This window comes from Pseudomonas sp. DR48 (assembly GCF_019823085.1).
Lineage (GTDB): Bacteria > Pseudomonadota > Gammaproteobacteria > Pseudomonadales > Pseudomonadaceae > Aquipseudomonas.
The window spans coordinates 6595670-6618260 of sequence record NZ_CP081946.1 but is presented as its reverse complement, the minus strand read 5'-3'; the positions used below and the strand labels follow the sequence as shown (position 1 = coordinate 6618260).

Annotated in this window: 21 protein-coding genes, 3 rRNA genes and 1 pseudogene; 15 read left to right on the top strand and 10 right to left on the bottom strand. The window is 56.0% G+C overall.

The window, feature by feature from the left end:
• Positions 1-69: 69 nt before the first annotated feature.
• Positions 70-717, bottom strand: a complete 648-nt coding sequence (locus tag K5K95_RS29940; RefSeq protein WP_222587423.1) for a BON domain-containing protein — start codon at positions 715-717, stop codon at positions 70-72.
• A gap of 200 nt (positions 718-917) precedes the next feature.
• Here K5K95_RS29940 and K5K95_RS29935 point away from each other — a divergent pair, with 200 nt between their 5' ends.
• Together K5K95_RS29935 and K5K95_RS29930 are read left to right on the top strand one after the other, a co-directional pair.
• A complete protein-coding gene (locus K5K95_RS29935; protein ID WP_222587422.1) occupies positions 918-1400 on the top strand; it encodes an anti-virulence regulator CigR family protein in 483 nt (160 codons plus the stop codon).
• A gap of 159 nt (positions 1401-1559) precedes the next feature.
• The gene (locus tag K5K95_RS29930; protein WP_222587421.1) at positions 1560-2087 is read left to right on the top strand and encodes a hypothetical protein; all 528 of its coding nucleotides are present in this window, start codon (positions 1560-1562) and stop codon (positions 2085-2087) included.
• 123 nt (positions 2088-2210) lie between these two features.
• Here K5K95_RS29930 and K5K95_RS29925 read toward each other — a convergent pair whose 3' ends face one another.
• Positions 2211-3134: a LysR family transcriptional regulator gene (locus K5K95_RS29925; RefSeq protein WP_222587420.1), complete on the bottom strand. Its 924-nt coding sequence runs from the start codon at positions 3132-3134 to the stop codon at positions 2211-2213.
• Positions 3135-3414: 280 nt separating this feature from the next.
• Between K5K95_RS29925 and K5K95_RS29920 the strand changes: the two genes are divergently transcribed.
• A complete protein-coding gene (locus K5K95_RS29920; RefSeq protein ID WP_222587419.1) occupies positions 3415-3954 on the top strand; it encodes a carbonic anhydrase in 540 nt (179 codons plus the stop codon).
• Positions 3955-4217: 263 nt separating this feature from the next.
• The gene (locus K5K95_RS29915; RefSeq protein WP_222587418.1) at positions 4218-4862 is read left to right on the top strand and encodes an HD domain-containing protein; all 645 of its coding nucleotides are present in this window, start codon (positions 4218-4220) and stop codon (positions 4860-4862) included.
• 31 nt (positions 4863-4893) lie between these two features.
• Here K5K95_RS29915 and K5K95_RS29910 read toward each other — a convergent pair whose 3' ends face one another.
• Positions 4894-5166: a hypothetical protein gene (locus tag K5K95_RS29910; protein WP_222587417.1), complete on the bottom strand. Its 273-nt coding sequence runs from the start codon at positions 5164-5166 to the stop codon at positions 4894-4896.
• Between the two features lie 144 nt (positions 5167-5310).
• Positions 5311-5610 (bottom strand): hypothetical protein, encoded by a 300-nt coding sequence (locus tag K5K95_RS29905; protein ID WP_222587416.1) that lies wholly within the window; start codon positions 5608-5610, stop codon positions 5311-5313.
• A 212-nt stretch (positions 5611-5822) separates the two neighbouring features.
• Here K5K95_RS29905 and K5K95_RS29900 point away from each other — a divergent pair, with 212 nt between their 5' ends.
• On the top strand, positions 5823-6167 hold the full coding sequence (locus tag K5K95_RS29900; protein WP_222587415.1) for a cupin domain-containing protein: 345 nt from the start codon (positions 5823-5825) through the stop codon (positions 6165-6167).
• 105 nt (positions 6168-6272) lie between these two features.
• On the opposite strand, the gene K5K95_RS29895 is transcribed toward K5K95_RS29900, so the two are convergent.
• The gene (locus tag K5K95_RS29895; protein WP_222587414.1) at positions 6273-6698 is read right to left on the bottom strand and encodes a hypothetical protein; all 426 of its coding nucleotides are present in this window, start codon (positions 6696-6698) and stop codon (positions 6273-6275) included.
• A gap of 96 nt (positions 6699-6794) precedes the next feature.
• Here K5K95_RS29895 and K5K95_RS29890 point away from each other — a divergent pair, with 96 nt between their 5' ends.
• On the top strand, positions 6795-7469 hold the full coding sequence (locus K5K95_RS29890; protein ID WP_222587413.1) for a TetR/AcrR family transcriptional regulator: 675 nt from the start codon (positions 6795-6797) through the stop codon (positions 7467-7469).
• Positions 7470-7586: 117 nt separating this feature from the next.
• Here the strand turns inward: K5K95_RS29890 and K5K95_RS29885 are convergent, their stop codons facing one another.
• Positions 7587-7988 (bottom strand): hypothetical protein, encoded by a 402-nt coding sequence (locus K5K95_RS29885; protein ID WP_222587412.1) that lies wholly within the window; start codon positions 7986-7988, stop codon positions 7587-7589.
• 217 nt (positions 7989-8205) lie between these two features.
• Here K5K95_RS29885 and K5K95_RS29880 point away from each other — a divergent pair, with 217 nt between their 5' ends.
• From K5K95_RS29880 to K5K95_RS29870, 3 genes are all read left to right on the top strand, one after another.
• Positions 8206-9750 carry a T6SS phospholipase effector Tle1-like catalytic domain-containing protein gene (locus K5K95_RS29880; protein ID WP_222587411.1) on the top strand — a complete coding sequence of 515 codons (1545 nt, stop codon included), beginning with the start codon at positions 8206-8208 and terminating at the stop codon, positions 9748-9750.
• Positions 9750-10406 (top strand): DUF2931 family protein, encoded by a 657-nt coding sequence (locus K5K95_RS29875; RefSeq protein WP_222587410.1) that lies wholly within the window; start codon positions 9750-9752, stop codon positions 10404-10406. Before K5K95_RS29880 ends, K5K95_RS29875 begins: the two co-directional genes overlap by 1 nt.
• Positions 10407-10572: 166 nt before the next feature.
• Positions 10573-11472: a bifunctional helix-turn-helix transcriptional regulator/GNAT family N-acetyltransferase gene (locus tag K5K95_RS29870; protein WP_222590473.1), complete on the top strand. Its 900-nt coding sequence runs from the start codon at positions 10573-10575 to the stop codon at positions 11470-11472.
• A 25-nt stretch (positions 11473-11497) separates the two neighbouring features.
• Here K5K95_RS29870 and K5K95_RS29865 read toward each other — a convergent pair whose 3' ends face one another.
• From K5K95_RS29865 to K5K95_RS29855, 3 genes are all read right to left on the bottom strand, one after another.
• Positions 11498-11950, bottom strand: coding sequence for a hypothetical protein (locus K5K95_RS29865; protein WP_222587409.1), 453 nt, complete (start codon positions 11948-11950; stop codon positions 11498-11500).
• 218 nt (positions 11951-12168) lie between these two features.
• Positions 12169-12474 carry a panthothenate synthetase gene (locus K5K95_RS29860; protein ID WP_222587408.1) on the bottom strand — a complete coding sequence of 102 codons (306 nt, stop codon included), beginning with the start codon at positions 12472-12474 and terminating at the stop codon, positions 12169-12171.
• A gap of 441 nt (positions 12475-12915) precedes the next feature.
• Positions 12916-13374, bottom strand: a complete 459-nt coding sequence (locus K5K95_RS29855) for a winged helix-turn-helix transcriptional regulator (RefSeq protein ID WP_222587407.1) — start codon at positions 13372-13374, stop codon at positions 12916-12918.
• A 136-nt stretch (positions 13375-13510) separates the two neighbouring features.
• On the opposite strand from K5K95_RS29855, the gene K5K95_RS29850 reads away from it, so the two are divergent.
• From K5K95_RS29850 to K5K95_RS29825, 6 genes are all read left to right on the top strand, one after another.
• On the top strand, positions 13511-14797 hold the full coding sequence (locus tag K5K95_RS29850) for an MFS transporter (RefSeq protein ID WP_222590472.1): 1287 nt from the start codon (positions 13511-13513) through the stop codon (positions 14795-14797).
• A gap of 180 nt (positions 14798-14977) precedes the next feature.
• Positions 14978-15190: a DUF1059 domain-containing protein gene (locus K5K95_RS29845; RefSeq protein ID WP_008074349.1), complete on the top strand. Its 213-nt coding sequence runs from the start codon at positions 14978-14980 to the stop codon at positions 15188-15190.
• A gap of 526 nt (positions 15191-15716) precedes the next feature.
• A 16S ribosomal RNA gene (locus tag K5K95_RS29840) occupies positions 15717-17253 on the top strand.
• 280 nt (positions 17254-17533) lie between these two features.
• Positions 17534-20423: ribosomal RNA gene (locus K5K95_RS29835) — 23S ribosomal RNA — on the top strand.
• 163 nt (positions 20424-20586) lie between these two features.
• Positions 20587-20702 (top strand): 5S ribosomal RNA (rrf, locus tag K5K95_RS29830).
• Together the 16S, 23S and 5S rRNA genes form the textbook arrangement of a ribosomal RNA operon.
• Positions 20703-20916: 214 nt before the next feature.
• Positions 20917-22275 (top strand): MATE family efflux transporter, encoded by a 1359-nt coding sequence (locus K5K95_RS29825; protein WP_222587406.1) that lies wholly within the window; start codon positions 20917-20919, stop codon positions 22273-22275.
• Positions 22276-22282: 7 nt separating this feature from the next.
• Here the strand turns inward: K5K95_RS29825 and K5K95_RS29820 are convergent.
• Positions 22283-22551 (bottom strand): annotated as a pseudogene (locus K5K95_RS29820) (LysE family translocator); the annotation flags it as partial.
• Positions 22552-22591 lie beyond the last annotated feature (40 nt).

Below are 22591 nucleotides of genomic sequence, written 5' to 3'. Positions count from 1 at the left end.
AAGTAACGGCTGTCGAACAGGCCGTTCTTGAGCCTCCCGGGGAGGTCGCAGGCTCCCCGGGTCCGCGATTCAGGCAAGCAGTATGTGATCGATGACCTCCTTGACGCCGGGCACGGACCAGGCCGCCCGTTCCGCAATCTGGCGCTGGCGCCACAAATGCACCCTGCCTTCGAGTTTCACCACATCGCCCTGAACCTTGACGTGAATCCCCTCGGCATCGACTTCGGCATTGCGCTTGAGTGCTTCTTCGATGCTGCGCTGGATATTCCCGGCGTCTACACGAGGACGCAGGGTAAGGTCATTGTGAATGCCCACCACGCCGGACAATTTACGCACGGCCCGCTCCACGGTTTCCTTCTGGTACTGCCAGTCAACTTCGCCTTCCAGGGTGACCCAGCCGTCCTGCACGATGATTTTTATGTCGCCATCGGGGACATCGGAGCTCCAGTTGATGATCTTCAACGCGCGACTGGCGATGGTGTCATCTGCCGTGCCGGCGCCTTTCTCCGGCCGCACCTGGATTTCTTCAGCGACTGCGCGTACGCCTTTGAGACTTTTGACTGCGCGCTCTGCACTGATTTTCTGGGCGTAGCTTGAAACGTGTCCAGAGAGCGTCACCACACCGTTATCCACGGCCACGCCAATGTTGGCGGCATCGATTTCAGGCTGGAACTGCAGTTCATCGAGGATGGCATTACGCAGGCTCAAGTCGTTCATGATGGAGTCCTCTGTAAAGTGCGCGAGAGATAACGGATTGTGATTACCCGGTCAGTATTTTTTACGCTTGAACGAAGGAAAATCGTTGAGTTATATCAACAATGCGTCGGAGAGCCAGGGGCTGGCCGGGAGACATGAAACCCACACCGTTTAAAGCGTCTACAGTCAGGGAGCTATCTCCTCGCTGAAGGAACGACTCGATGTTCAGATCTCGCTCATTAATTGTCGCCGTTACAAGCCTTGCACTGGTCTGCGGCTCGACCACGGCGCTGGCCGATCCTGGAAATGGAAATGGAAATGGAAATGGAAAGGGTAATGGCAAGGGAAACCCGCAGAACAGCCAGGATCATGGCAATCAGGCAGGTCATGCCAATAAAGGCAAAAATACCGCAGGCGGCGATTGGGATCATGGTCCGAGCGTCAATCGCGACAGTATCCTGGGGATTATTGGCGGCCACCGGGACTACTGGAATCCCGGTCCTGCTTTGCCCCCCGGCATCCAGAAAAACCTCGCTCGCGGCAAACCATTACCGCCGGGTATTGCTAAAAAGCTGGATGGCCGCCTGGTCGGCAGATTGCCTCATTATGACGGGTACGAGTGGCAGCAAGTCGGCGTCGACTTGATCCTGGTCGCGTTGGCGACGGGGCTTGTCTACGAAGTTTTGAACGGCGCTTTTGATTAATGGTAGATGAGTTAAAGCGCTTGAATCTCATTACCCGAAGAGGTTTTTTTCTTCGTGCGACTCAGGCATGTCTGCAAGGCTTCCGTCCGTCGCAACACCCGGAACTGAAACCGGGTTATCACGTCTTATGACACGCGATATCAACCTACGGAAGCCATCATGCTTTTAAAGAATAAAAGTCTCTTTGCGGTCTTTTCCTGCGCCCTGATGCTTGCAGCTGCGCCATTGCTCCCCGTTGACCTGTCGATCATGGGCTCGGCCTATGCGAAAGATGGCGGCGGTGGCGGTGGCGGCGGTAATGGAGGCGGTGGCGGTAACGGAGGGGGGCATGGTGGTGGAAACAGTGGCGGAAATGGCGGTGGCCATAGCGGCGGTGCGAGTGGCAGCCATAGCGGTGGTGTGAGTGGCAGCCATAGCGACGCGGATCATGACGGTCGCTCCGACAGCAACGGACACGGTAAAGGGCTGGCCAGCGATCATACCGGCAAGGCAGTTCGCGACCGTGGTGAAAGCGGAAACCATTACGGCAGTGATCGCGGTCACGGAGCAACGACTTCTGGCGTCGCCCACTCCAAAGATACTCGCGGCTTAGCCAAAGCCAGGGCCATTTCGGCCACAACGCCCGGTGATCACAACACCAAAGGGTTAAGCAAGATTGGTAACTCGATCTCGAATAAAACGCACTGACACTGAAAAACGGGCGCCTTGATGGCGCCCGTTTTCGGCGCCCGTTTTCATTGAGCCTCGCTTTAGCCTGCAAACGCCCGAACACACGCTTGGCATGAAGCGAGGTAGGCGATATTCCGTGGTTTATGCACCGTCTCCCAAAACGGCAGATTCCGCATGTTTATTGCCGAGCGTGGTGGCGAGGAAGTCGGCAAACGCACGCGCCGCCAGACGCGTCGTGCGTCCCTGCGGAAAGTACGCATGGACGGGCAGGTCGGCCATTTTCCACTCCGCAAGCAGATGCACCAGGGTGCCACTGGCCAACTCCAGTGCGCAGGCCCAGGACGTGGTCGAAACGATGCCCAGGCCTCCTGCCGCGGCTGCCAGCGCCCCGGCGGTGTCGTTGGTGGAAAACTGTGGGGCGAGGTTGATGGTTGACGCTACGCCGTCGCGTTCGAATTGCCAGGATGAAGCCTGCGAACCTGCCGGACCACCGACGATCCGGTGTCGCTCCAGGTCGGTCGGGGTCATTGGCGTGCCGTGGCGTGCAAGGTAAGCGGGAGAGGCAACGATCACACGGTGCATGGTGCCAATCCGTTTGGCCGTGCCCGCCAGGTCCGGCAGTTTGCCCACGCGGATGCCGATGTCGACGGCTTCCTTGACCATGTCCTGCCACTGATCTTCGAGCATCAGCTCCAGGTGCAGCATCGGGTGGCGTTCAGTAAAGGCCGACAATCTGGGGATGATCACGCGAATACCCATCGTCGAGGGCATGCCGATACGCAGCAAACCCCGCAATTCTCCGTTCTCGCGCACGCTGTTCTCGGCATCGTCGACCGCCGCCAGGATCGGTTCCATGCGCGCCAGAAACTCCATCCCGGCTTCGGTCGGCACCACGGCCCGCGTGGTCCGCGACAGCAGCCGCGCGCCCAGGCTCGCCTCCAGCTCGGCAATCATCCGTGACACCTGGGACTGCGCCAGCCCGCTTTCCCGTGCGGCGGCCGAGAAGCTGCCGAGTCGGGCTACGCGGGTATACAGCCGCAAGGCGAGGATGTCTTTCAACGGCATGCCGGTTTACCTGTTCAAGCGAGCCCGTGCCGCTCACCCGAGAGCGTCGCAAGTGTCGCAGGCGATGATTAATGCTGATTCGATATAAATCTTAGCCTGATTCAACCGCTACCGCCGGTTTGGGCAAGACGACATAGTTGGCCCATCGGAGCCGAAGCCCTCCAGCGCTTCCCCGAACTGACGGGTGCCCGTTCACCGCCGAACCGCAGATCCTGCAGGCGATGATGTTCACCCGGTTGCCGCAACGCGGCAGTCCCCCACCTGTTTGACGGAGCTCATCATGGATTTTTTACAGACGCTGACCCAACGCAACAGCGAGTTCGCAACGACCGGTTTTCATCCCGACCTCAAGATTATTCCTTCGCAAAAAACACTGATCCTCGGCTGTGTCGACCCCCGCGTCGACCCGATGGACGTGCTCAAGCTTGCCCCTGGCGAGGCGGCAGTTATCCGCAATGTCGGTGGCCGGGTGAACCCGGCGCTGTTCGAGACGATGGCCATCCTCGGCACCGTGTCCCGTGTCGGTGGCGCGGCGGTGGGCCAGGGCTGGAACCTGATCGTCCTGCACCACACCGATTGCGGTATCAGTGGCTGCTATCACCACGCCCCCGCATTGTTGGCGAAACACATGGGCGTGTCCGAGGATGACCTGGCGGCATTGCAAATCGACGATCCTTACAAAGCGGTCGGAGTCGATGTGGCCGCCCTGAAAGCCAATCCAAACCTGCCCGGTGGATTCACCGTGACAGGCCTGGTCTACGACGTGGCCACCGGGCGCATCGACACGGTGGTGCCCGCGAGCCAGCTGAGACCCGAGTAAGCCGATCGACTTCATTCGTGCTGCGTTTATTGCTTGAAAGGGCCAATGGCGAGTGTGGTCACGCCGGTCATTGGCGCACAAAAAATCCGCAACATTGGCACTGTGTTGCAACCTGCTCGACGTGTATTTTTTCAGTTTCAACGGGTTGATCTGCCTGGGTTCGAACCCTTGAGGTAGCCGTCTCCAATGGAGCGACCAGGGCCGATCAGCTGGCCGGCGTTGCCGATGTAAAACCGGCGGCGCTAGACACAGGAGGAAAATCCATGTCGACGAACGACATTGCCGGCGTACAAATCCCCGACAGCACGATGGCTCGGGAAGTGACGCAACTCATTCGTGACACCGAAAGCGAATTGCTGTTTACCCACTCCACGCGCGTTTACTACTGGGGCGCTTTGCTCGGAAAACGCAAGGGCCTGATCTTTGATCCAGAGTTGCTGTACGTCGCCGCCATGTTCCACGATCTGGGCCTGACCTCAATCTACCGGGAGAGTCAGCTGCGCTTCGAGGTAGACAGTGCCAACGCCGCGCGTGACTTCCTGCGAAGCCATCACATCAACGAGGGCGATATCGAAAAAGTCTGGACCGCCGTTGCTCTCCATACGACGCCTGGCATCCCGGAACACATGCACGCAGAAATCGCTCTGGTGCAAGCAGGAGCGGGCATGGACGTGGCAGGACGTGGTTTTGATATGTTCACGGGCGAACAACGTGAAGCGGTGATTGCCGCCTATCCGCGTGAAAGTGATTTCGCCCACAAGATGATCGACGAATTTTATCTCGGGATGATGCATCGCCCCGGCAGTACGTTCGGCACCTTCAATGATGATTTTCTGGCCTACAAGGATCCAGACTTCAAGCGAGTGAATCTGTGCAGCATCATCCTGGGCTCACACTGGGAGCGATGAACCGGCCACTCAAGAGGACCGCTGATCCTTCCTAGGGCTTTTTCTCAGTGTCGTCGCCACCGCTCGAAGTCGCCGCATCATTGTCCGTGGCCTGCGAATCGGCGCCGGAGTTGGAGCCTGACGCTTCCTCGCCTTTTTTGTCGGCCTTGTCCTCCTTGGATTCAGCACCCTGAGGCTGGTTGATACCCGGAAGCGCGGCCGGTGGAACCGCCGAGTCTGCAACCGTGTTTTCGCCTGCCAGTGCGGGCAGCGTGCCAACGGACACCAGGCCAGCGATCATGAGAGCAGCGATTGTTCCGTTCATGGTTTGATCCGCCGTATGAGGGGGTATACGGCGTTGGAAAAAATGCAAGGCAGAAGGTGCTGAGAAGCTGACAAGCGGCGGCCAATGAACCATCAAGCAGATGGCGCGCACTGAAACTCTATTGCTCCAACGACGGAGTGTTGATCAGTTCTTGCATTGCGCCAACACCACTTTGCAGGTGTCTGGCGTGCCACCGGAGCGGCCGGCATAGCGAATGCAATTATCCAGGGATTTCTTGCGCGCCATGCCCAACGTGTTCCCCCAGGCCAGGCCGCCCTCGCCAGCGGTGGGGAGGGCTTTGGCGTAGCAAGCAGAGCTGGTATTGGAGGCCAGATAACGCGTCGAGGCCGGTTTGCCCGCGCAACCCGCTGTCTGCGCCAGGCTGATGGCGAGCAGGGAGGGCAGAATCCATAACGAGCATTGATGCGCTGTTAGACCGGTCATCTCATCTCCCCTGGATCAAGAGGCTTGAGGCGTGAATGGGCTCGTGCCGTGCTCTGTTGAGATTAGTTGGTGTTGCGCCTGTCCATGAGGTGCGGCGGACAAAAAAGCCTGAATCCTGGAGCAAACCAACGACCCTTCGTCGCCTGCCGACTGATCGGCGTTTTTAATGTCTCTACTTAAAGGCAGGCCCTGTGTTTAAAAAGAGGCGCGCCATGAGCGACGAACAGGTGGCACCTGAGACGAAAGGCGTGACAGTGGACTTGTTGGCAACGATTGATCTGGGTCCCGAGATCGAGGGCATGGCAGGGCGTCAACTCAGAATGCGTCGGGTAACCATCGAGCCCGGCGGCGTCTTCGGACCGATTCACAACCATGTGGACAGGCCCGGCACCGTCTACATCCTGCAAGGGACAATCACCGATCACCGTAATGGCGTTGCGACCGACTATGGGCCGGGCGTGGGCTGGCCCGAGGACAGGCACACCACTCACTGGCTTGAGAATCGAGGAACGATTGCAGCGGTGGAGATCTCGGTCGATATCGTGCGGCAGACGTAATTTCGCGTCCTTGCGGCGGGTATCTGCGGGGCTTATTTTCTCGGAACGCAAGGGCAGCAATCGTCACGCACCGATCGCTGCCCTGACGCCGTGTCCTGTTTTGCCTTATGAAAGGCTTGATTCGCCAGTTGTGCTCCGCAAACGTTCGGCCGTGATGGCGATGCGCGAGAAAACCAGCCACGCATAGAGCAGCACACTGCAGCCGACGAGGATTGATGCGGCACCGATCAATGGCTCCACCGCCGCGAAACCCTTCAGGCGCAGCGTCAGCGCACCGAGCATCACCGGGACGCCCAGGTTGTACATCCAGTACTGTGCTGTCGCAACGCGCCCTTCATTCATTGCCGGATGCACGGTGCCGATCAGCCCAAACAGTGCCATCGATACCCATCCCAACAGATTGATATGAGCATGAACCGCGAAAAGTGAGTGGTCGCCGGAAGCACCCATCACCACACCCAGCACCACGCCAATCGCAAAGTAGAGGGCGGCGAGCCGAAACCACGTCCGCGAACGAGGGTTGATATTCATGACATTCACCTCATGCGCCCTGAGGCGCGCTCAGTTGCTGAAATGTGTCTATCATGAGACTCAAGTCTCATTACAAGACGGAGTATCATTTATTCCATGTCGAATTCCACGTCAAGCCCGTCGGTCAGAGACGGCGATACCCAAGGCCGTGCCAATCAGCGCCTGCGAACGCGTCAAGCGTTGCTCGATGCCGCCGTCGCATTGCGCGACGAAGGCCTGAACCCAACGGTTGCACAAGTGGCCGAGCGCGCGCGGGTGTCGCGGGCCACGGCCTATCGTTACTTCCCCTCGCCTGAAGCATTGATCAGCGAAACGGCGACCGATCGTGACATGCCACCGCTGGAGCAGCTCTGGCAGCCGGGAGAAGATCCGGTCAAGGGCATAGGCCTGGCGGCGAATGCATTGAACACACTCTTGATCGAAGACGAAATCGCCTTGCACGTGATGGAGCGTTCATTCATGACGGTATGGCTGGACAGTGAAACCCACGAGCCGCTGCGACCGGGTCGACGCATGAGCTACGTAGCGCCGATTGTCGATTCGCTGAAGGACGTGCTTTCACCCCGTGCACGCAAACGATTGAAGCAGGCGCTGTCGATCGTCATGGGCACCGAGGCGTTGATCGCCGTGCGCGACATCGGTCAGGCGAGTATCGAAGAGTCTCTCGACACTGCCGCCTGGGCCGCTCGGGCGCTTATGCGTCAGGCGCTGGAGGAGGATGAACAGGCTAGACGCAAACGCAAGGCCCGTTCGGTTGCTTCATCTGAGTGAACGACCCGCGTTTGTTCAAGGCAGACAGGCAGCAAACGAAACCGATCAATTGCATACGAAAAAGCCCGGCTGTTCAGGCCGGGCTTCTGCGTTGAGTAGTGCGGTGAAACCAGGCATTTATGCAGCGCGGCTTTCGATCAGACGGTCCGAGCCACCTTCGGCAACGCGGTTCTCGATCAGACGGTCGGAACCACCTTCGGCGACGCGTTTTTCCATCAGACGGTCAGAGCCGCCTTCGGCAACGCGATTCTCGATCAGACGGTCAGAGCCGCCTTCGGCAACGCGATTCTCGATCAGACGATCCGAGCCACCTTCGGCGACGCGTTTTTCCATCAGACGGTCAGAGCCGCCTTCGGCAACGCGATTCTCGATCAGACGATCCGAGCCACCCTCAGCCACTCGACTTTCAATCAGACGATCCGAGCCGCCTTCAGCGACAACAGGGTAAGCCGAAGTAGCGGCGAAAGCGTTAGCTGCAAAAACCGAGAAAGCGATGCTGAGGAAGAGTTGGCGTTTCATGATGGTGTGCTCCGGGGTGTAGTTGTTTGGTATGGATGCGATGTTACGCCGCGGAGTTTTTAAGAGAACTTCATTAAATTGATGGTGACTATCGACGTCGGCAATGGATGGACGAACTGTCCTTCCCTGAATGATGGCATCAGGCTACGCGTTGCTTGATTGGATCCGCGGTGGCACCCTCAGCGCCCGTTACACCAAGGAGCCAGGTGATCAAGGAATGAGTGGATACGTACCCAACCCCCCGAAAAACTATCGATACGACGAAGCCAAACCCGTCGACATCCATGCCAACCGCTGGGCCGAATATGAGAAACACGGCAAAGCACCGGCTCCCGCAAAAGAGAAGGCCAGGGTCGCGTTGCGCATTGGAGTGTTCTTTGACGGGACGCTGAACAATGCCAGCAACTCCGCTTCGGGACTGCTTTGCGGCGCACATCATCCGATTCTGCCGACCGATGTCGATGCGAGTTGTAAGCCTTATATGGCGGATCCCGAAGGGAGTTACGGGAATGATGTGAGTAATGTCTTCAAGCTTTATGAGCTTTATCCGACATCAGAAGTAGCGGGCAGCGACAACTCCGCCAAACTCGTACTTCGCAGTTTGTATGTCGATGGGATCGGTACGGATGCAGGCGCTGAAGACAGCATGGGGGCAGCAGCCACCGGACGAGGCGATGCCGGCGTAGCTGGGAAGGTGCAACAAGCGTTTGTCGCTATGAAAGCACTGATCAAGGAAGCTGCAGAACGTAACCCCGGTGGCGAGATCACATCGCTAACGTTCGACACCTTTGGATTCAGTCGGGGTGCTGCCGCTGCCCGGCATTTCGCCAATGAAATCGTGCGCTGCAACCAAGGACCGTTGGGGGAAGTCCTACGCAGCAACCCAAAGGGCTTCAGTTCCGGCTTTGGTACCCAGTACAACAGCGAAATCATCATGGGGTTTATCGGCCTGTTCGATACTGTGCCCTCCGTCGCGGGGTTCACAAACATCGGTAATATCCAAAGTCCAGTGGCACCGGGGATCAAGCTCTACCTTGATCGCAAGTACTTTACCGATGTCGTCCAGTTGACCGCGCGGGATGAAATTCGAGCCAACTTTGCGTTGAGTACAGTCATCCCTGCGCACACGGAAATTTCTGTTCCTGGTGTGCATTCGGATATTGGTGGCGGTTATCGGGAGGAAGTCGAGGAATGTGTATTGGTTAGCCCTATGCAAGCCCTGACAGTGCGAGAGGGAATCGACATTCGAACCACTTCAATCTATCGGGATGCCCAGCAGCAAAAAATCCGGTTGGTCGACAGCGGCTGGCCAGAGACGATGTTGGAAATCGTGACGCCGAAACCGACCCTCCTGCCGAAGGCAGAGCAAACGGTCGGGTTCAAGCAGGTACGGGCGTATGTAGGTCTGCAACTTAAACGTCCGGTCAGTGGCAAGCTGTCTGTGGTTTATCTGCACTTGATGCATAAGTTGGCGAAGGAGAAGGGGGTGCAGTTTATTGATGTGCCAAAAACCTCTCAGTATTCCGTTCCATCAGATCTTCAAGCTCTACGCGACCGGTTTCTGGGTGGTAACTACGAGGTCACAGCCGCAGAAGAGAAAATGCTCAAGTTGCACTACATCCATACGTCCGCCAATTGGAACAATCCCATCGGGCTAAGTCGAGAACGTGGCGTGAACCTTCGCTATACCAATGCTCCGACTGAAGATGGCATACGCGTGCGTCATCCTCACGTGCAAGACTCAAGCTGGAGAACGTTTTGATGCGTTTCTCGGGAATATTGTTAGGGATGCTGTTGGTTTCAGGCTGCCAAGCCACAAACCTTGCATCATCCCAAACGGAACTCACCAGAAAATGGTGGAGCCTCAGTTTCAACGAACCGTACTACATGAAAGCGTGGGTTGAAGACAGCGCGGTCGAAGACATCAACGGCAAAATGTTCCGTCGTACAGGGGGCGGCACGGCAGCAGGCGGCGAGCCACAAAACGGCACGGAGTCCGCTCGGGGTTGGGGCGAGATAACCGGAGGCATTCGTGAGGTCGTGGGGGCTGACTTGCCCAAGCGGATCTTTGTTCGCTGGCAATCCATTGTCGAACCGCAAACATACCGCGCATGGGTAGACATTCCAGAAGAAGCCCGGCAAATCATGCGCGCTACATTGAGAGAACCTTGTCCTGCATCTCCAGATGAGCCCGCAGGCAATGTCGCACTGGTTTATGTGGGCGTGGCGCCGGGAGGCGTTGTCCAAGTGTGGGTTGCAGACAAGTGCATGAAACCCGTCAAGGTCGCTCGCGCCCAAGCAGAGATCGAGCCTTTGGGGCCAGACCAAGGTAAAAGTCAGGGGCAATATGCGTATCCAGTTAGTGAAAAGGCGAAGCGCTACATTGGCCAATATGGAATTCCATACGGCAGTTGGTAATCGCCGCCCCAAAAAACAAAAAAAGCGACCCCAAGATCACAAGCCATCTCAATCGACGGCTATTTAGTTGTGCTATACAACTAAATAGCCGTTCATTCGAGGTGTGCTCCCCGTGACTCATTCACAGCCAGACCTGATCAACCAAGTCCGTTCAGCATCGCGCCTCATGGTGCGCGAGCTGGGGTTCATGCAAGCCACTCTGGCGGCGACGGACTATCCGCCTTCGTCGGTTCACACAATTGTGGAAATTGGTGAGTGGAGGTCGTTGACTGCCGTGGAACTGGTGGAGCTTCTCGGCCTGGAGAAGTCTTCGGTGAGCCGCATGGTCCGCAAGTTAATTGAGGCGGGCGAGATCGAGGAAGTCCCGAACGAGGAAGATGCTCGTTCCAAGAAGCTGCAGCTCACGGCAAAGGGCATGGAGACCCTGCGAGCCATTGATTCTTTCGCCAGGGAACAAGTGAGTGCGGCGATGTCGCACTTAACTACCGAGCAACAGCAGGCAGTCAGTGAGGGCATCGCCAACTACGCCGCGGCCCTGCACGCGCATCGACTCGGCATGGCTCAACCGCCCTCGGCGCCGCTGGACATTGCTCGGGGTTACCGACCCGGCATCATCGGCCGAATTGTGCAGATGCATTCCGACTACTATGCCAGGCTTGCGAACTTCGGCCAGCCGTTCGAAAGTCTGGTTGCTGCGGATATGGCGGAGTTGATGGGGCGTTTGGACAATCCACGCAATGAAGTTTGGGTGGCGTTGGACGGTCAGCGGATTGTCGGTTCCATTGCCATAGATGGCGAAGGAGAGGGCGGCGAAGCGATTCTGCGATGCTTTATTCTTGATGACTCGGCGCGTGGCAAAGGCGCAGGCAAGCGCTTATTGGCGCAAGCCATCAAGTTCTGTGACGAACATGGCTTTTGTGCGACAAGGCTTTGGACATTCAAGGGGCTCGATGTCGCGCGTAAACTCTATGAAGACGCTGGTTTTAAACTGGAACAGGAGCAAGAAGGGGAGCAATGGGGCGCACGGGTTACCGAGCAATGCTATGTACGGCGCTGCCCGTCGTAAACATTCGGATCAACTTCGGTCGCGGCTATTTCACCGCACCGCCACCTTTGATATCCCCACAAAAGATATCAGCGTTGCCACTGTCCGGCGCACTTCGCACGACGATGGAGTACTCGCCGGACAACAGGACCGGCAAAGCGACCGGCGCGGTTCTTGAGAACGACCAACCACGCACCGCTTGGCGTTCGGTGTTGACGCGATCATTCATGGCGTAGGCGACGGGCCCAGGTTTTTGGCAACTACCTTTATTGATGAATGTGTAAAGCCGCAAGGGCAGTATCGATCCACTGGGTGCGCCACTGATAAAGAAGCTGAGCCCGGTTTCTTTGCCCCAGTCAGACAATGCCACATTGCCGATCTGACCGGTGTTCTGTCGGGTGGCAACCAAGGTGACGCTCGCTCCTGGGTGTGATGAAGTGGCGCAGCCAAAGAGGCTTGCGCTGATCAATAGAGCAGTCAGTGAATATCTGAGCTTCATTGCCAACCTCCGGTATTGAAGAACTGCAATAGGAGATTAGCCGGTATAGCTCATTAATCGCCTCTGTGGAGTGACTTGGAGGGTAGGGCATTAAAAACCCGACTGATGAGGCCGGGTCCTTATTTGAGTCCCGCGTTAAAGCCAATCATTTATGCAGCGCGGAGTTTTAAAAGAACTTCATTGATCTGATGGTGACCGATGGCAGCAATGGATGCGCCTCACCCCCAGGTTTGCCCGAGCCTTCCCAAATCAGCCTTTTGCAGATCTTGCGCGCTCAACATGATGCGGAACTTGCAGCTGGCATTGAAGTTAAGAAAAAAGGGTTCGGCCAAGGCGGGGATATCGGATGGCTCATTGACGTCGACCAGAAAGATCCCGCCACGCATGCCATCCTGCTCGGTAAAATAAGCCGCCTCCGGCTTGATGCTCGCCAGAATGCGCTCAATCAGCTGGCCCGCCGTGCCGGCTTTGATAAGGGAGTTGAAGGGTTCATTAGGGCATTCGACCATCATTAACATCTTCATGATTCAATCCTCTGCTCAACCCGCAAACCTGTAACCAGACTTATGCGCCTGGTGCCCGTGCCGCTGGCCATCGATTCAACAATCCTCGCAGCGCGTGTTATCAAGAATAGCCAAGCGGGTGCCGGCTCTCGGGGCAGGGTTACGGGTGGTCATGAAGGCTCATGTCGGGAATTGAGAACGTCCTGATAGCAGACCTCGCTTCGCGATTCGGAAAATAAACCGCTTATCGCTCAATTCGACGGCTTCGACGGCTTCGACGGAAAGATACCGCGTGAACCCCCTGATTTATTTCCCGTTTTACCGGGCAGGCTGGGCACCACCGGACGGGATCGGGGCTGAGGGTTGGAGCGGCTGCGGGGTTGAGGTTGTTTGCTCATGGATTGCCTCCGGATCTTTCAGAAAGTCGCGCGGTGGTCTTCCAATCAGGTAGTTGCTGTCGGCTCACGACCCGCCGTCAACGAGTCGTACCCTGTGGCAGTCCGATGGGCCAAGTTTCCGACCTTTTGATGAGCGAACATCCAGCGGCATCAACGGCTGGCCTGACTCTTTATCCAACAGCACAGAACGCGTCTCCTGCGGCTGGAACAGATAACGTTCGCCCCACTGCCTCATGCTGACCACCACCGGGAAGATCTCCCGTCCTTTATCCGTCAGCACATACTCCTTATAGGCGCTGCCATCGGACGCTGGTCGGACGTCGAATACGCCGACTGCAACCAGCGTTTTCAGTCGTGATGTCAGAATATTCTTGGCTACGCCCAAGCTCTTCTGAAATTCGCTGAACCGACGGATGTCGTCGAAGGCATCGCGGATGATCATGAGCGACCAGCGATCTCCGATGGCCTCGAGTGTTCTTGCTACGGGGCATTCGCTGCTTTGCGGTGATGCGTCTGCGACCATTTTTTTGACCTTCCGGAATATGTGTTTGCCAAGCCTGTCCACTGAGTTGGTGCAATGTGGTTGCAACTTGAAACAAGATACGGCAACAATCGATCTGGTTTTTAATCGCAACCAGTTTAGCGCCAAGGAGGCGTACATGACAGCAGATGCCGACCCGGCTACCCAGCGTTTCCTCAGTCAGCCTTCAGCATTGCCGCCTGTGGATATCGAAGAAAGCACCAGGGCTCACCGAGCTCAAGGACTCTCTGCCTCGCTCACGTTACTGTTTTCTGTCACCTGTGCGCTCGCAGTAGCCAACGTTTACTTCGCACAACCTTTACTCGACTCAATGGCTCAGAGTCTGGGTGTTGCTTCATCAATGATCGGCGTCGTGGTGACCGCGACTCAGATTGGATACGCGCTGGGGCTGCTGTTCATCGTTCCGCTCGGCGATCTGGTCAACCGCAAGCGGCTGATTTTGACTCAGGTATTGCTGTCTGCCATTGCGCTGGCGGTCGTCGGCGCAGCACAGCAATGGATCGCCCTGTTGAGTGCAATGATCCTAATGGGCCTGCTGGCAGTGGTCGTCCAAGTGCTGGTGGCTTACGCCGCGGCGTTGGCAACGCCATCGCAACGCGGACAGGCAGTGGGCACGGTGACCAGTGGCATTGTCCTGGGCATTCTATTGGCGCGGTTCACCTCTGGCCTGATCGCGGACGTCGCGGGCTGGCGCGCTGTGTATTTTCTGTCCTCGGCGGTGATGCTGATACTTGCGTTGGTGCTGTGGAGGGTGGTTCCAGTCACTGCGTCGCCAAGGCATCAAGCTACTTACCGGGCGCTCATAGGATCGCTCTTCAAACTGTTCATCACCGAGCGGACACTTCGCGTCAGAGGCCTGCTGGGTCTAATGATCTTTGCCGCTTTTTCCGTACTGTGGACGTCGATGGTGCTGCCATTGAGCGCGCCACCTTTATCCCTTTCACACACGGCAATCGGTCTGTTTGGATTGGCCGGGGTCGCCGGCGCACTTGCGGCCAGAAGAGCGGGTCGCTGGGCCGACCAAGGTCATGGGCAACGCGTGACCGGCATCTCGCTGGTGCTCCTGACGTTGTCCTGGTTGCCCATCACGTTTGCCGTGACATCCCTGGTCGCGCTGGTCTGCGGTGTAGTGGTGCTCGACTTTGCGGTGCAAGCGATACACGTCACCAACCAGAGCATCATTTTAGCGGCACGCCCCGACGCCCAAAGCCGCATGGTCGGTGCCTATATGTGCTTCTACTCGGTCGGTAGCGCACTGGGTGCGGCCGCTGCGACTCAGGTGTATGCGCTTTGGGGCTGGACAGCAGTCAGCCTGCTGGGCGCTTTGATCAGCGCCAGCGCATTGATTCTATGGTTTCTCACGCGTCATCTCTTAACGACCCATGAAGTGGCAAGGCCCCGTTAACTGGCATTAATTCTGGTCTTTCAGCAGGCATCGCGTCGCTGGTGGCCGCGGAGGCGGGCCTATACTTTAAGAGTCAGCACACTCGATACGACCTGCAGTCTTGGGTAATACATGGGGTGGCGCGTCGAGTGATCGTTCACGCGGGTCACGGCCTGCCTTCGTCGTAAAGAGGAGAAGATCATGGCGCGTAAATACATCGACTGCCGCGAGTTTCCAAGCGACTCCAAATGCTCCGTCGCGCTCAGCGCAGACTCTGAAAACGAATTGCTCGAGGCTGCCGCACAGCATGCGGTCAGCGTTCATAAGCACACCGACTCACCAGAACTGCGTGCTCAACTGAAAACGATGTTTCACGACGGTACCCCACCTGTTGAAGCACCGCGCCCCGCTTAGCATGAGAGGGGCAGACTACGATGACGGCAAATGCTGACCCATCGTGATCTGTCCCGCTTCTTTAATGGTGGTCTTTCGCGAAGGTCTTTAATCGACCTGGAGTTAACGATGGGCGTCTGGCGGCAATCGCCAAAAGCGGTGAGTCAGCACCCAGGCTCTGGGGGAGGGGAAAGAATTTTTTAGACGGGGGTTGACCACCTGTTTTAATCCTGTATTATTCGCCTCCCGCTAACGAGCATATTGAACTTGCTCCTAGCGTAAGTAATTGATTTGAATGAAAAAATCATGCGCTTTTAAGGGTTTGCTTTTGAGGAGATGTGCTGTAAGATGCGCTCCTCGGTTGAGACGAAAGATCTTAACCAACCGCTCTTTAACAACTGAATCAAGCAATTCGTGTGGGTGCTTGTGGAGTCAGACTGATAGTCAACAAGATTATCAGCATCACAAGTTACTCCGCGAGAAATCAAAGATGTAACCAACGATTGCTGAGCCAAGTTTAGGGTTTCTTAAAAACCCAAAGATGTTTGAACTGAAGAGTTTGATCATGGCTCAGATTGAACGCTGGCGGCAGGCCTAACACATGCAAGTCGAGCGGTAGAGAGAAGCTTGCTTCTCTTGAGAGCGGCGGACGGGTGAGTAATGCCTAGGAATCTGCCTGGTAGTGGGGGATAACGCTCGGAAACGGACGCTAATACCGCATACGTCCTACGGGAGAAAGCAGGGGACCTTCGGGCCTTGCGCTATCAGATGAGCCTAGGTCGGATTAGCTAGTTGGTGAGGTAATGGCTCACCAAGGCGACGATCCGTAACTGGTCTGAGAGGATGATCAGTCACACTGGAACTGAGACACGGTCCAGACTCCTACGGGAGGCAGCAGTGGGGAATATTGGACAATGGGCGAAAGCCTGATCCAGCCATGCCGCGTGTGTGAAGAAGGTCTTCGGATTGTAAAGCACTTTAAGTTGGGAGGAAGGGCAGTTACCTAATACGTATCTGTTTTGACGTTACCGACAGAATAAGCACCGGCTAACTCTGTGCCAGCAGCCGCGGTAATACAGAGGGTGCAAGCGTTAATCGGAATTACTGGGCGTAAAGCGCGCGTAGGTGGTTTGTTAAGTTGGATGTGAAATCCCCGGGCTCAACCTGGGAACTGCATTCAAAACTGACAAGCTAGAGTATGGTAGAGGGTGGTGGAATTTCCTGTGTAGCGGTGAAATGCGTAGATATAGGAAGGAACACCAGTGGCGAAGGCGACCACCTGGACTGATACTGACACTGAGGTGCGAAAGCGTGGGGAGCAAACAGGATTAGATACCCTGGTAGTCCACGCCGTAAACGATGTCAACTAGCCGTTGGGAGCCTTGAGCTCTTAGTGGCGCAGCTAACGCATTAAGTTGACCGCCTGGGGAGTACGGCCGCAAGGTTAAAACTCAAATGAATTGACGGGGGCCCGCACAAGCGGTGGAGCATGTGGTTTAATTCGAAGCAACGCGAAGAACCTTACCAGGCCTTGACATCCAATGAACTTTCCAGAGATGGATTGGTGCCTTCGGGAACATTGAGACAGGTGCTGCATGGCTGTCGTCAGCTCGTGTCGTGAGATGTTGGGTTAAGTCCCGTAACGAGCGCAACCCTTGTCCTTAGTTACCAGCACGTTATGGTGGGCACTCTAAGGAGACTGCCGGTGACAAACCGGAGGAAGGTGGGGATGACGTCAAGTCATCATGGCCCTTACGGCCTGGGCTACACACGTGCTACAATGGTCGGTACAGAGGGTTGCCAAGCCGCGAGGTGGAGCTAATCCCAGAAAACCGATCGTAGTCCGGATCGCAGTCTGCAACTCGACTGCGTGAAGTCGGAATCGCTAGTAATCGCGAATCAGAATGTCGCGGTGAATACGTTCCCGGGCCTTGTACACACCGCCCGTCACACCATGGGAGTGGGTTGCACCAGAAGTAGCTAGTCTAACCTTCGGGAGGACGGTTACCACGGTGTGATTCATGACTGGGGTGAAGTCGTAACAAGGTAGCCGTAGGGGAACCTGCGGCTGGATCACCTCCTTAATCGACGACATCAGCTGCTCCATAAGTTCCCACACGAATTGCTTGATTCATGAGTTTGTAAAAGCGCAGAGCTAACTATTCGCTTCGAGTATTTAGCTCTGATCTTTTTCAGAACCGTTCTTTAAAAATTTGGGTATGTGATAGAAAGATAGACTGAACGTTACTTTCACTGGTAACGGATCAGGCTAAGGTAAAATTTGTGAGTTGCTCTTAATTGAGTATTATCGAATTTTCGGCGAATGTCGTCTTCACAGTATAACCAGATTGCTTGGGGTTATATGGTCAAGTGAAGAAGCGCATACGGTGGATGCCTTGGCAGTCAGAGGCGATGAAAGACGTGGTAGCCTGCGAAAAGCTTCGGGGAGTCGGCAAACAGACTTTGATCCGGAGATGTCTGAATGGGGGAACCCACCTAACATAAGTTAGGTATCTTAAGCTGAATACATAGGCTTAAGAAGCGAACCAGGGGAACTGAAACATCTAAGTACCCTGAGGAAAAGAAATCAACCGAGATTCCCTTAGTAGTGGCGAGCGAACGGGGACTAGCCCTTAAGTGGCTTTGAGATTAGCGGAACGCTCTGGAAAGTGCGGCCATAGTGGGTGATAGCCCTGTACGCGAAAATCTCTTAGTCATGAAATCGAGTAGGACGGAGCACGAGAAACTTTGTCTGAATATGGGGGACCATCCTCCAAGGCTAAATACTACTGACTGACCGATAGTGAACTAGTACCGTGAGGGAAAGGCGAAAAGAACCCCGGAGAGGGGAGTGAAATAGATCCTGAAACCGTATGCGTACAAGCAGTGGGAGCCCACTTTGTTGGGTGACTGCGTACCTTTTGTATAATGGGTCAGCGACTTATTTTCAGTGGCGAGCTTAACCGAATAGGGGAGGCGTAGCGAAAGCGAGTCTTAATAGGGCGTCTAGTCGCTGGGAATAGACCCGAAACCGGGCGATCTATCCATGGGCAGGTTGAAGGTTGGGTAACACTAACTGGAGGACCGAACCGACTACCGTTGAAAAGTTAGCGGATGACCTGTGGATCGGAGTGAAAGGCTAATCAAGCTCGGAGATAGCTGGTTCTCCTCGAAAGCTATTTAGGTAGCGCCTCATGTATCACTGTAGGGGGTAGAGCACTGTTTCGGCTAGGGGGTCATCCCGACTTACCAAACCGATGCAAACTCCGAATACCTACAAGTGCCGAGCATGGGAGACACACGGCGGGTGCTAACGTCCGTCGTGAAAAGGGAAACAACCCAGACCGTCAGCTAAGGTCCCAAAGTTATGGTTAAGTGGGAAACGATGTGGGAAGGCTTAGACAGCTAGGAGGTTGGCTTAGAAGCAGCCACCCTTTAAAGAAAGCGTAATAGCTCACTAGTCGAGTCGGCCTGCGCGGAAGATGTAACGGGGCTCAAACCATACACCGAAGCTACGGGTATCACTTAGGTGATGCGGTAGAGGAGCGTTCTGTAAGCCTGTGAAGGTGAGTTGAGAAGCTTGCTGGAGGTATCAGAAGTGCGAATGCTGACATGAGTAACGACAATGGGTGTGAAAAACACCCACGCCGAAAGACCAAGGTTTCCTGCGCAACGTTAATCGACGCAGGGTTAGTCGGTCCCTAAGGCGAGGCTGAAAAGCGTAGTCGATGGAAAACAGGTTAATATTCCTGTACTTCTGGTTATTGCGATGGAGGGACGGAGAAGGCTAGGCCAGCTTGGCGTTGGTTGTCCAAGTTTAAGGTGGTAGGCTGGAATCTTAGGTAAATCCGGGATTCTAAGGCCGAGAGCTGATGACGAGTGTTCTTTTAGAACACGAAGTGGTTGATGCCATGCTTCCAAGAAAAGCTTCTAAGCTTCAGGTAACCAGGAACCGTACCCCAAACCGACACAGGTGGTTGGGTAGAGAATACCAAGGCGCTTGAGAGAACTCGGGTGAAGGAACTAGGCAAAATGGCACCGTAACTTCGGGAGAAGGTGCGCCGGTGAGGGTGAAGCATTTACTGCGTAAGCCCATGCCGGTCGAAGATACCAGGCCGCTGCGACTGTTTATTAAAAACACAGCACTCTGCAAACACGAAAGTGGACGTATAGGGTGTGACGCCTGCCCGGTGCCGGAAGGTTAATTGATGGGGTTAGCTAACGCGAAGCTCTTGATCGAAGCCCCGGTAAACGGCGGCCGTAACTATAACGGTCCTAAGGTAGCGAAATTCCTTGTCGGGTAAGTTCCGACCTGCACGAATGGCGTAACGATGGCGGCGCTGTCTCCACCCGAGACTCAGTGAAATTGAAATCGCTGTGAAGATGCAGTGTATCCGCGGCTAGACGGAAAGACCCGTGAACCTTTACTATAGCTTTGCACTGGACTTTGAATTTGCTTGTGTAGGATAGGTGGGAGGCTTTGAAGCGTGGACGCCAGTTCGCGTGGAGCCAACCTTGAAATACCACCCTGGCAACTTTGAGGTTCTAACTCAGGTCCGTTATCCGGATCGAGGACAGTGTATGGTGGGTAGTTTGACTGGGGCGGTCTCCTCCTAAAGAGTAACGGAGGAGTACGAAGGTGCGCTCAGACCGGTCGGAAATCGGTCGTAGAGTATAAAGGCAAAAGCGCGCTTGACTGCGAGACAGACACGTCGAGCAGGTACGAAAGTAGGTCTTAGTGATCCGGTGGTTCTGTATGGAAGGGCCATCGCTCAACGGATAAAAGGTACTCCGGGGATAACAGGCTGATACCGCCCAAGAGTTCATATCGACGGCGGTGTTTGGCACCTCGATGTCGGCTCATCACATCCTGGGGCTGAAGCCGGTCCCAAGGGTATGGCTGTTCGCCATTTAAAGTGGTACGCGAGCTGGGTTTAGAACGTCGTGAGACAGTTCGGTCCCTATCTGCCGTGGACGTTTGAGATTTGAGAGGGGCTGCTCCTAGTACGAGAGGACCGGAGTGGACGAACCTCTGGTGTTCCGGTTGTCACGCCAGTGGCATTGCCGGGTAGCTATGTTCGGAATAGATAACCGCTGAAAGCATCTAAGCGGGAAACTAGCCTCAAGATGAGATCTCACTGGGACCTTGAGTCCCCTGAAGGGCCGTCGAAGACTACGACGTTGATAGGTTGGGTGTGTAAGCGCTGTGAGGCGTTGAGCTAACCAATACTAATTGCCCGTGAGGCTTGACCATATAACACCCAAGCAATTTGCTGACCTGAGAAGGCACCAGATTGCGGTGTGTGAAGACGAAACGAACCGAAAGTTCGAGAAGACTCGCAAAACACCGACAGCTATCACATACCCATTCGCTGGAGCGTGACCTCGCAAGAGAGCACGAGCTGGCTACCGAATTTCTTGACGACCATAGAGCATTGGAACCACCTGATCCCATCCCGAACTCAGCAGTGAAACGATGCATCGCCGATGGTAGTGTGGGGTTTCCCCATGTGAGAGTAGGTCATCGTCAAGATTAAATTCCGAAACCCCTATCTGCGTATGCAGGTAGGGGTTTTGTTTTGCCCATAGAAAAATGTCCGGCAGCTGCCGGGTTTACGTCAGCTGGTTACTGCTCCTTGCCTCTGTTCCCATCGAAAATAATCGCCATTACCCGCGTGGCGGAGATTATGGCCGACTCCCTGGCGTAGAATTGCAAACCGCGAGCCCACACCCGAGACGGAGCCTCAATGCAAACCCCTACCACCCAACACTCCCTCTGGAAAACCTACCTCCTTTTCCTCGCCCCCATGGTTCTCTCCAATTTCCTCCAATCCATGTCGGGCACCATCAACAGCATCTACATTGGCCAAATGCTCGGCACCCAGGCGCTCGCAGCCGTCTCCGGCATGTTCCCGATCGTCTTCTTCTTCATCGCCTTGGTCATCGGCCTCGGCGCGGGCGCAGGCGTGCTCATCGGTCAGGCCTGGGGCGCGCGTGAACCGCATCTGGTAAAAACCATCGCCGGTACAACGCTACTGCTAGGCGCGATGATCGGCCTGACAGCAGCAATCCTCGGCAGTATTTTCGCCAGATCTGCCCTGCAAGGCCTGGGCACGCCGGCGGATGTACTCGACGACGCTGTGTCCTACGCCCACGTGATGATGTGGATCATGCCCTCGTTGCTGGTCTACGTGCTGTTCACCCAGTTACTGCGCGGGGTGAGCGATACGGTGTCGCCGTTGGTGGCGTTGGTGGTGTCGACGTGCATCGGGTTGGCCCTGACGCCGGCGTTGATTCGGGGCTGGTTCGGGTTGCCGATGATGGGGATTCAGAGTGCGGCGTATGCCGGGTTGGCGGGTAACTTGTCGGCGATGGCGTGGCTGGCGTGGCGGTTGATTCGCAAGGACCATCCGTTGGCGCCCGATCGGGAGATGTTTGCGGCGATGCGCCTGGACCTGGTGATTCTCGGCAAGGTGCTGCGTATCGGTTTGCCAACCGGCTTGCAGATGGTGGTGTTGTCGGTCTCGGAACTGGTGATTCTGGCGTTGGTGAATCAGCACGGTTCGCAAGCGACAGCGGCCTATGGTGCGGTGACCCAGATCGTCAATTACGTGCAGTTCCCGGCGTTGTCGATTGCGATCACGGCGTCGATCCTTGGCGCGCAGGCGATCGGGGCAGGGCGGCTGGAGCGCATGGGGCCGATTTTGCGCACGGGGTTGTTGATCAATGTGTGCCTGACCGGTGGCCTGGTGGTGTTGGGGTATCTGTTGTCGCACTGGTTGCTGGGGTTGTTCCTCACTGATGACACCACCCGCGCAAAAGCGGAGCACCTGCTGCACATCATGCTCTGGAGTCTGTTGGTGTTCGGCTTCCAGGCGATTGTCGGCGGCATCATGCGTGCCAGCGGTTCGGTGCTGGTGCCGATGGCGATCTCGATATTTTGCGTGGTCGGCGTGCAGTTGCCGGTGGCGTATGTGCTCGACGGGCAGTTCGGGTTGCAGGGCGTATGGATGGCGTTTCCAGTGGCGTATCTGGGGATGCTGCTGTTGCAGACGGCGTATTACAAAATGGTCTGGCAGCATCAGAAGATCGAGCGGTTGGTCTAGGCGCTCGCTAAGTGCTTGCCATCTGCTCGATGAGCAAAATCACCGCGATAACTATCATCGCGCGCCGGAAATACTTCTGACCCACGGTGCAGCGGCGGGCCGCGCTTGCAAAACTGCCTGGGAGCCAAAGCCCTCCAACAGATAAATGACGCCACAGCTGACCGGGTGGACCAGCCCCAGTGCCACCATTTGCATCGGCACTGGCCAAGCCGCGGCGGCATCGGCGAACTGTGGCAATAGTGCGAGGAACAGCAAGAACACTTTCGGGTTCAGCCCGCCACCGTCAGCACTGACAAGACAACCGGGTTTTTCTTTC

Excerpts from the sequence above, each read along its gene's own strand:
- K5K95_RS29940 (WP_222587423.1), bottom strand. The coding sequence starts at position 717 with ATGAACGACTTGAGCCTGCGTAATGCCATCCTCGATGAACTGCAGTTC.
- K5K95_RS29935 (WP_222587422.1), top strand. The coding sequence starts at position 918 with ATGTTCAGATCTCGCTCATTAATTGTCGCCGTTACAAGCCTTGCACTG.
- K5K95_RS29930 (WP_222587421.1), top strand. The coding sequence starts at position 1,560 with ATGCTTTTAAAGAATAAAAGTCTCTTTGCGGTCTTTTCCTGCGCCCTG.
- K5K95_RS29925 (WP_222587420.1), bottom strand. The coding sequence starts at position 3,134 with ATGCCGTTGAAAGACATCCTCGCCTTGCGGCTGTATACCCGCGTAGCC.
- K5K95_RS29920 (WP_222587419.1), top strand. The coding sequence starts at position 3,415 with ATGGATTTTTTACAGACGCTGACCCAACGCAACAGCGAGTTCGCAACG.
- K5K95_RS29915 (WP_222587418.1), top strand. The coding sequence starts at position 4,218 with ATGTCGACGAACGACATTGCCGGCGTACAAATCCCCGACAGCACGATG.
- K5K95_RS29910 (WP_222587417.1), bottom strand. The coding sequence starts at position 5,166 with ATGAACGGAACAATCGCTGCTCTCATGATCGCTGGCCTGGTGTCCGTT.
- K5K95_RS29905 (WP_222587416.1), bottom strand. The coding sequence starts at position 5,610 with ATGACCGGTCTAACAGCGCATCAATGCTCGTTATGGATTCTGCCCTCC.
- K5K95_RS29900 (WP_222587415.1), top strand. The coding sequence starts at position 5,823 with ATGAGCGACGAACAGGTGGCACCTGAGACGAAAGGCGTGACAGTGGAC.
- K5K95_RS29895 (WP_222587414.1), bottom strand. The coding sequence starts at position 6,698 with ATGAATATCAACCCTCGTTCGCGGACGTGGTTTCGGCTCGCCGCCCTC.
- K5K95_RS29890 (WP_222587413.1), top strand. The coding sequence starts at position 6,795 with ATGTCGAATTCCACGTCAAGCCCGTCGGTCAGAGACGGCGATACCCAA.
- K5K95_RS29885 (WP_222587412.1), bottom strand. The coding sequence starts at position 7,988 with ATGAAACGCCAACTCTTCCTCAGCATCGCTTTCTCGGTTTTTGCAGCT.
- K5K95_RS29880 (WP_222587411.1), top strand. The coding sequence starts at position 8,206 with ATGAGTGGATACGTACCCAACCCCCCGAAAAACTATCGATACGACGAA.
- K5K95_RS29875 (WP_222587410.1), top strand. The coding sequence starts at position 9,750 with ATGCGTTTCTCGGGAATATTGTTAGGGATGCTGTTGGTTTCAGGCTGC.
- K5K95_RS29870 (WP_222590473.1), top strand. The coding sequence starts at position 10,573 with ATGGTGCGCGAGCTGGGGTTCATGCAAGCCACTCTGGCGGCGACGGAC.
- K5K95_RS29865 (WP_222587409.1), bottom strand. The coding sequence starts at position 11,950 with ATGAAGCTCAGATATTCACTGACTGCTCTATTGATCAGCGCAAGCCTC.
- K5K95_RS29860 (WP_222587408.1), bottom strand. The coding sequence starts at position 12,474 with ATGAAGATGTTAATGATGGTCGAATGCCCTAATGAACCCTTCAACTCC.
- K5K95_RS29855 (WP_222587407.1), bottom strand. The coding sequence starts at position 13,374 with ATGGTCGCAGACGCATCACCGCAAAGCAGCGAATGCCCCGTAGCAAGA.
- K5K95_RS29850 (WP_222590472.1), top strand. The coding sequence starts at position 13,511 with ATGACAGCAGATGCCGACCCGGCTACCCAGCGTTTCCTCAGTCAGCCT.
- K5K95_RS29845 (WP_008074349.1), top strand. The coding sequence starts at position 14,978 with ATGGCGCGTAAATACATCGACTGCCGCGAGTTTCCAAGCGACTCCAAA.
- K5K95_RS29825 (WP_222587406.1), top strand. The coding sequence starts at position 20,917 with ATGCAAACCCCTACCACCCAACACTCCCTCTGGAAAACCTACCTCCTT.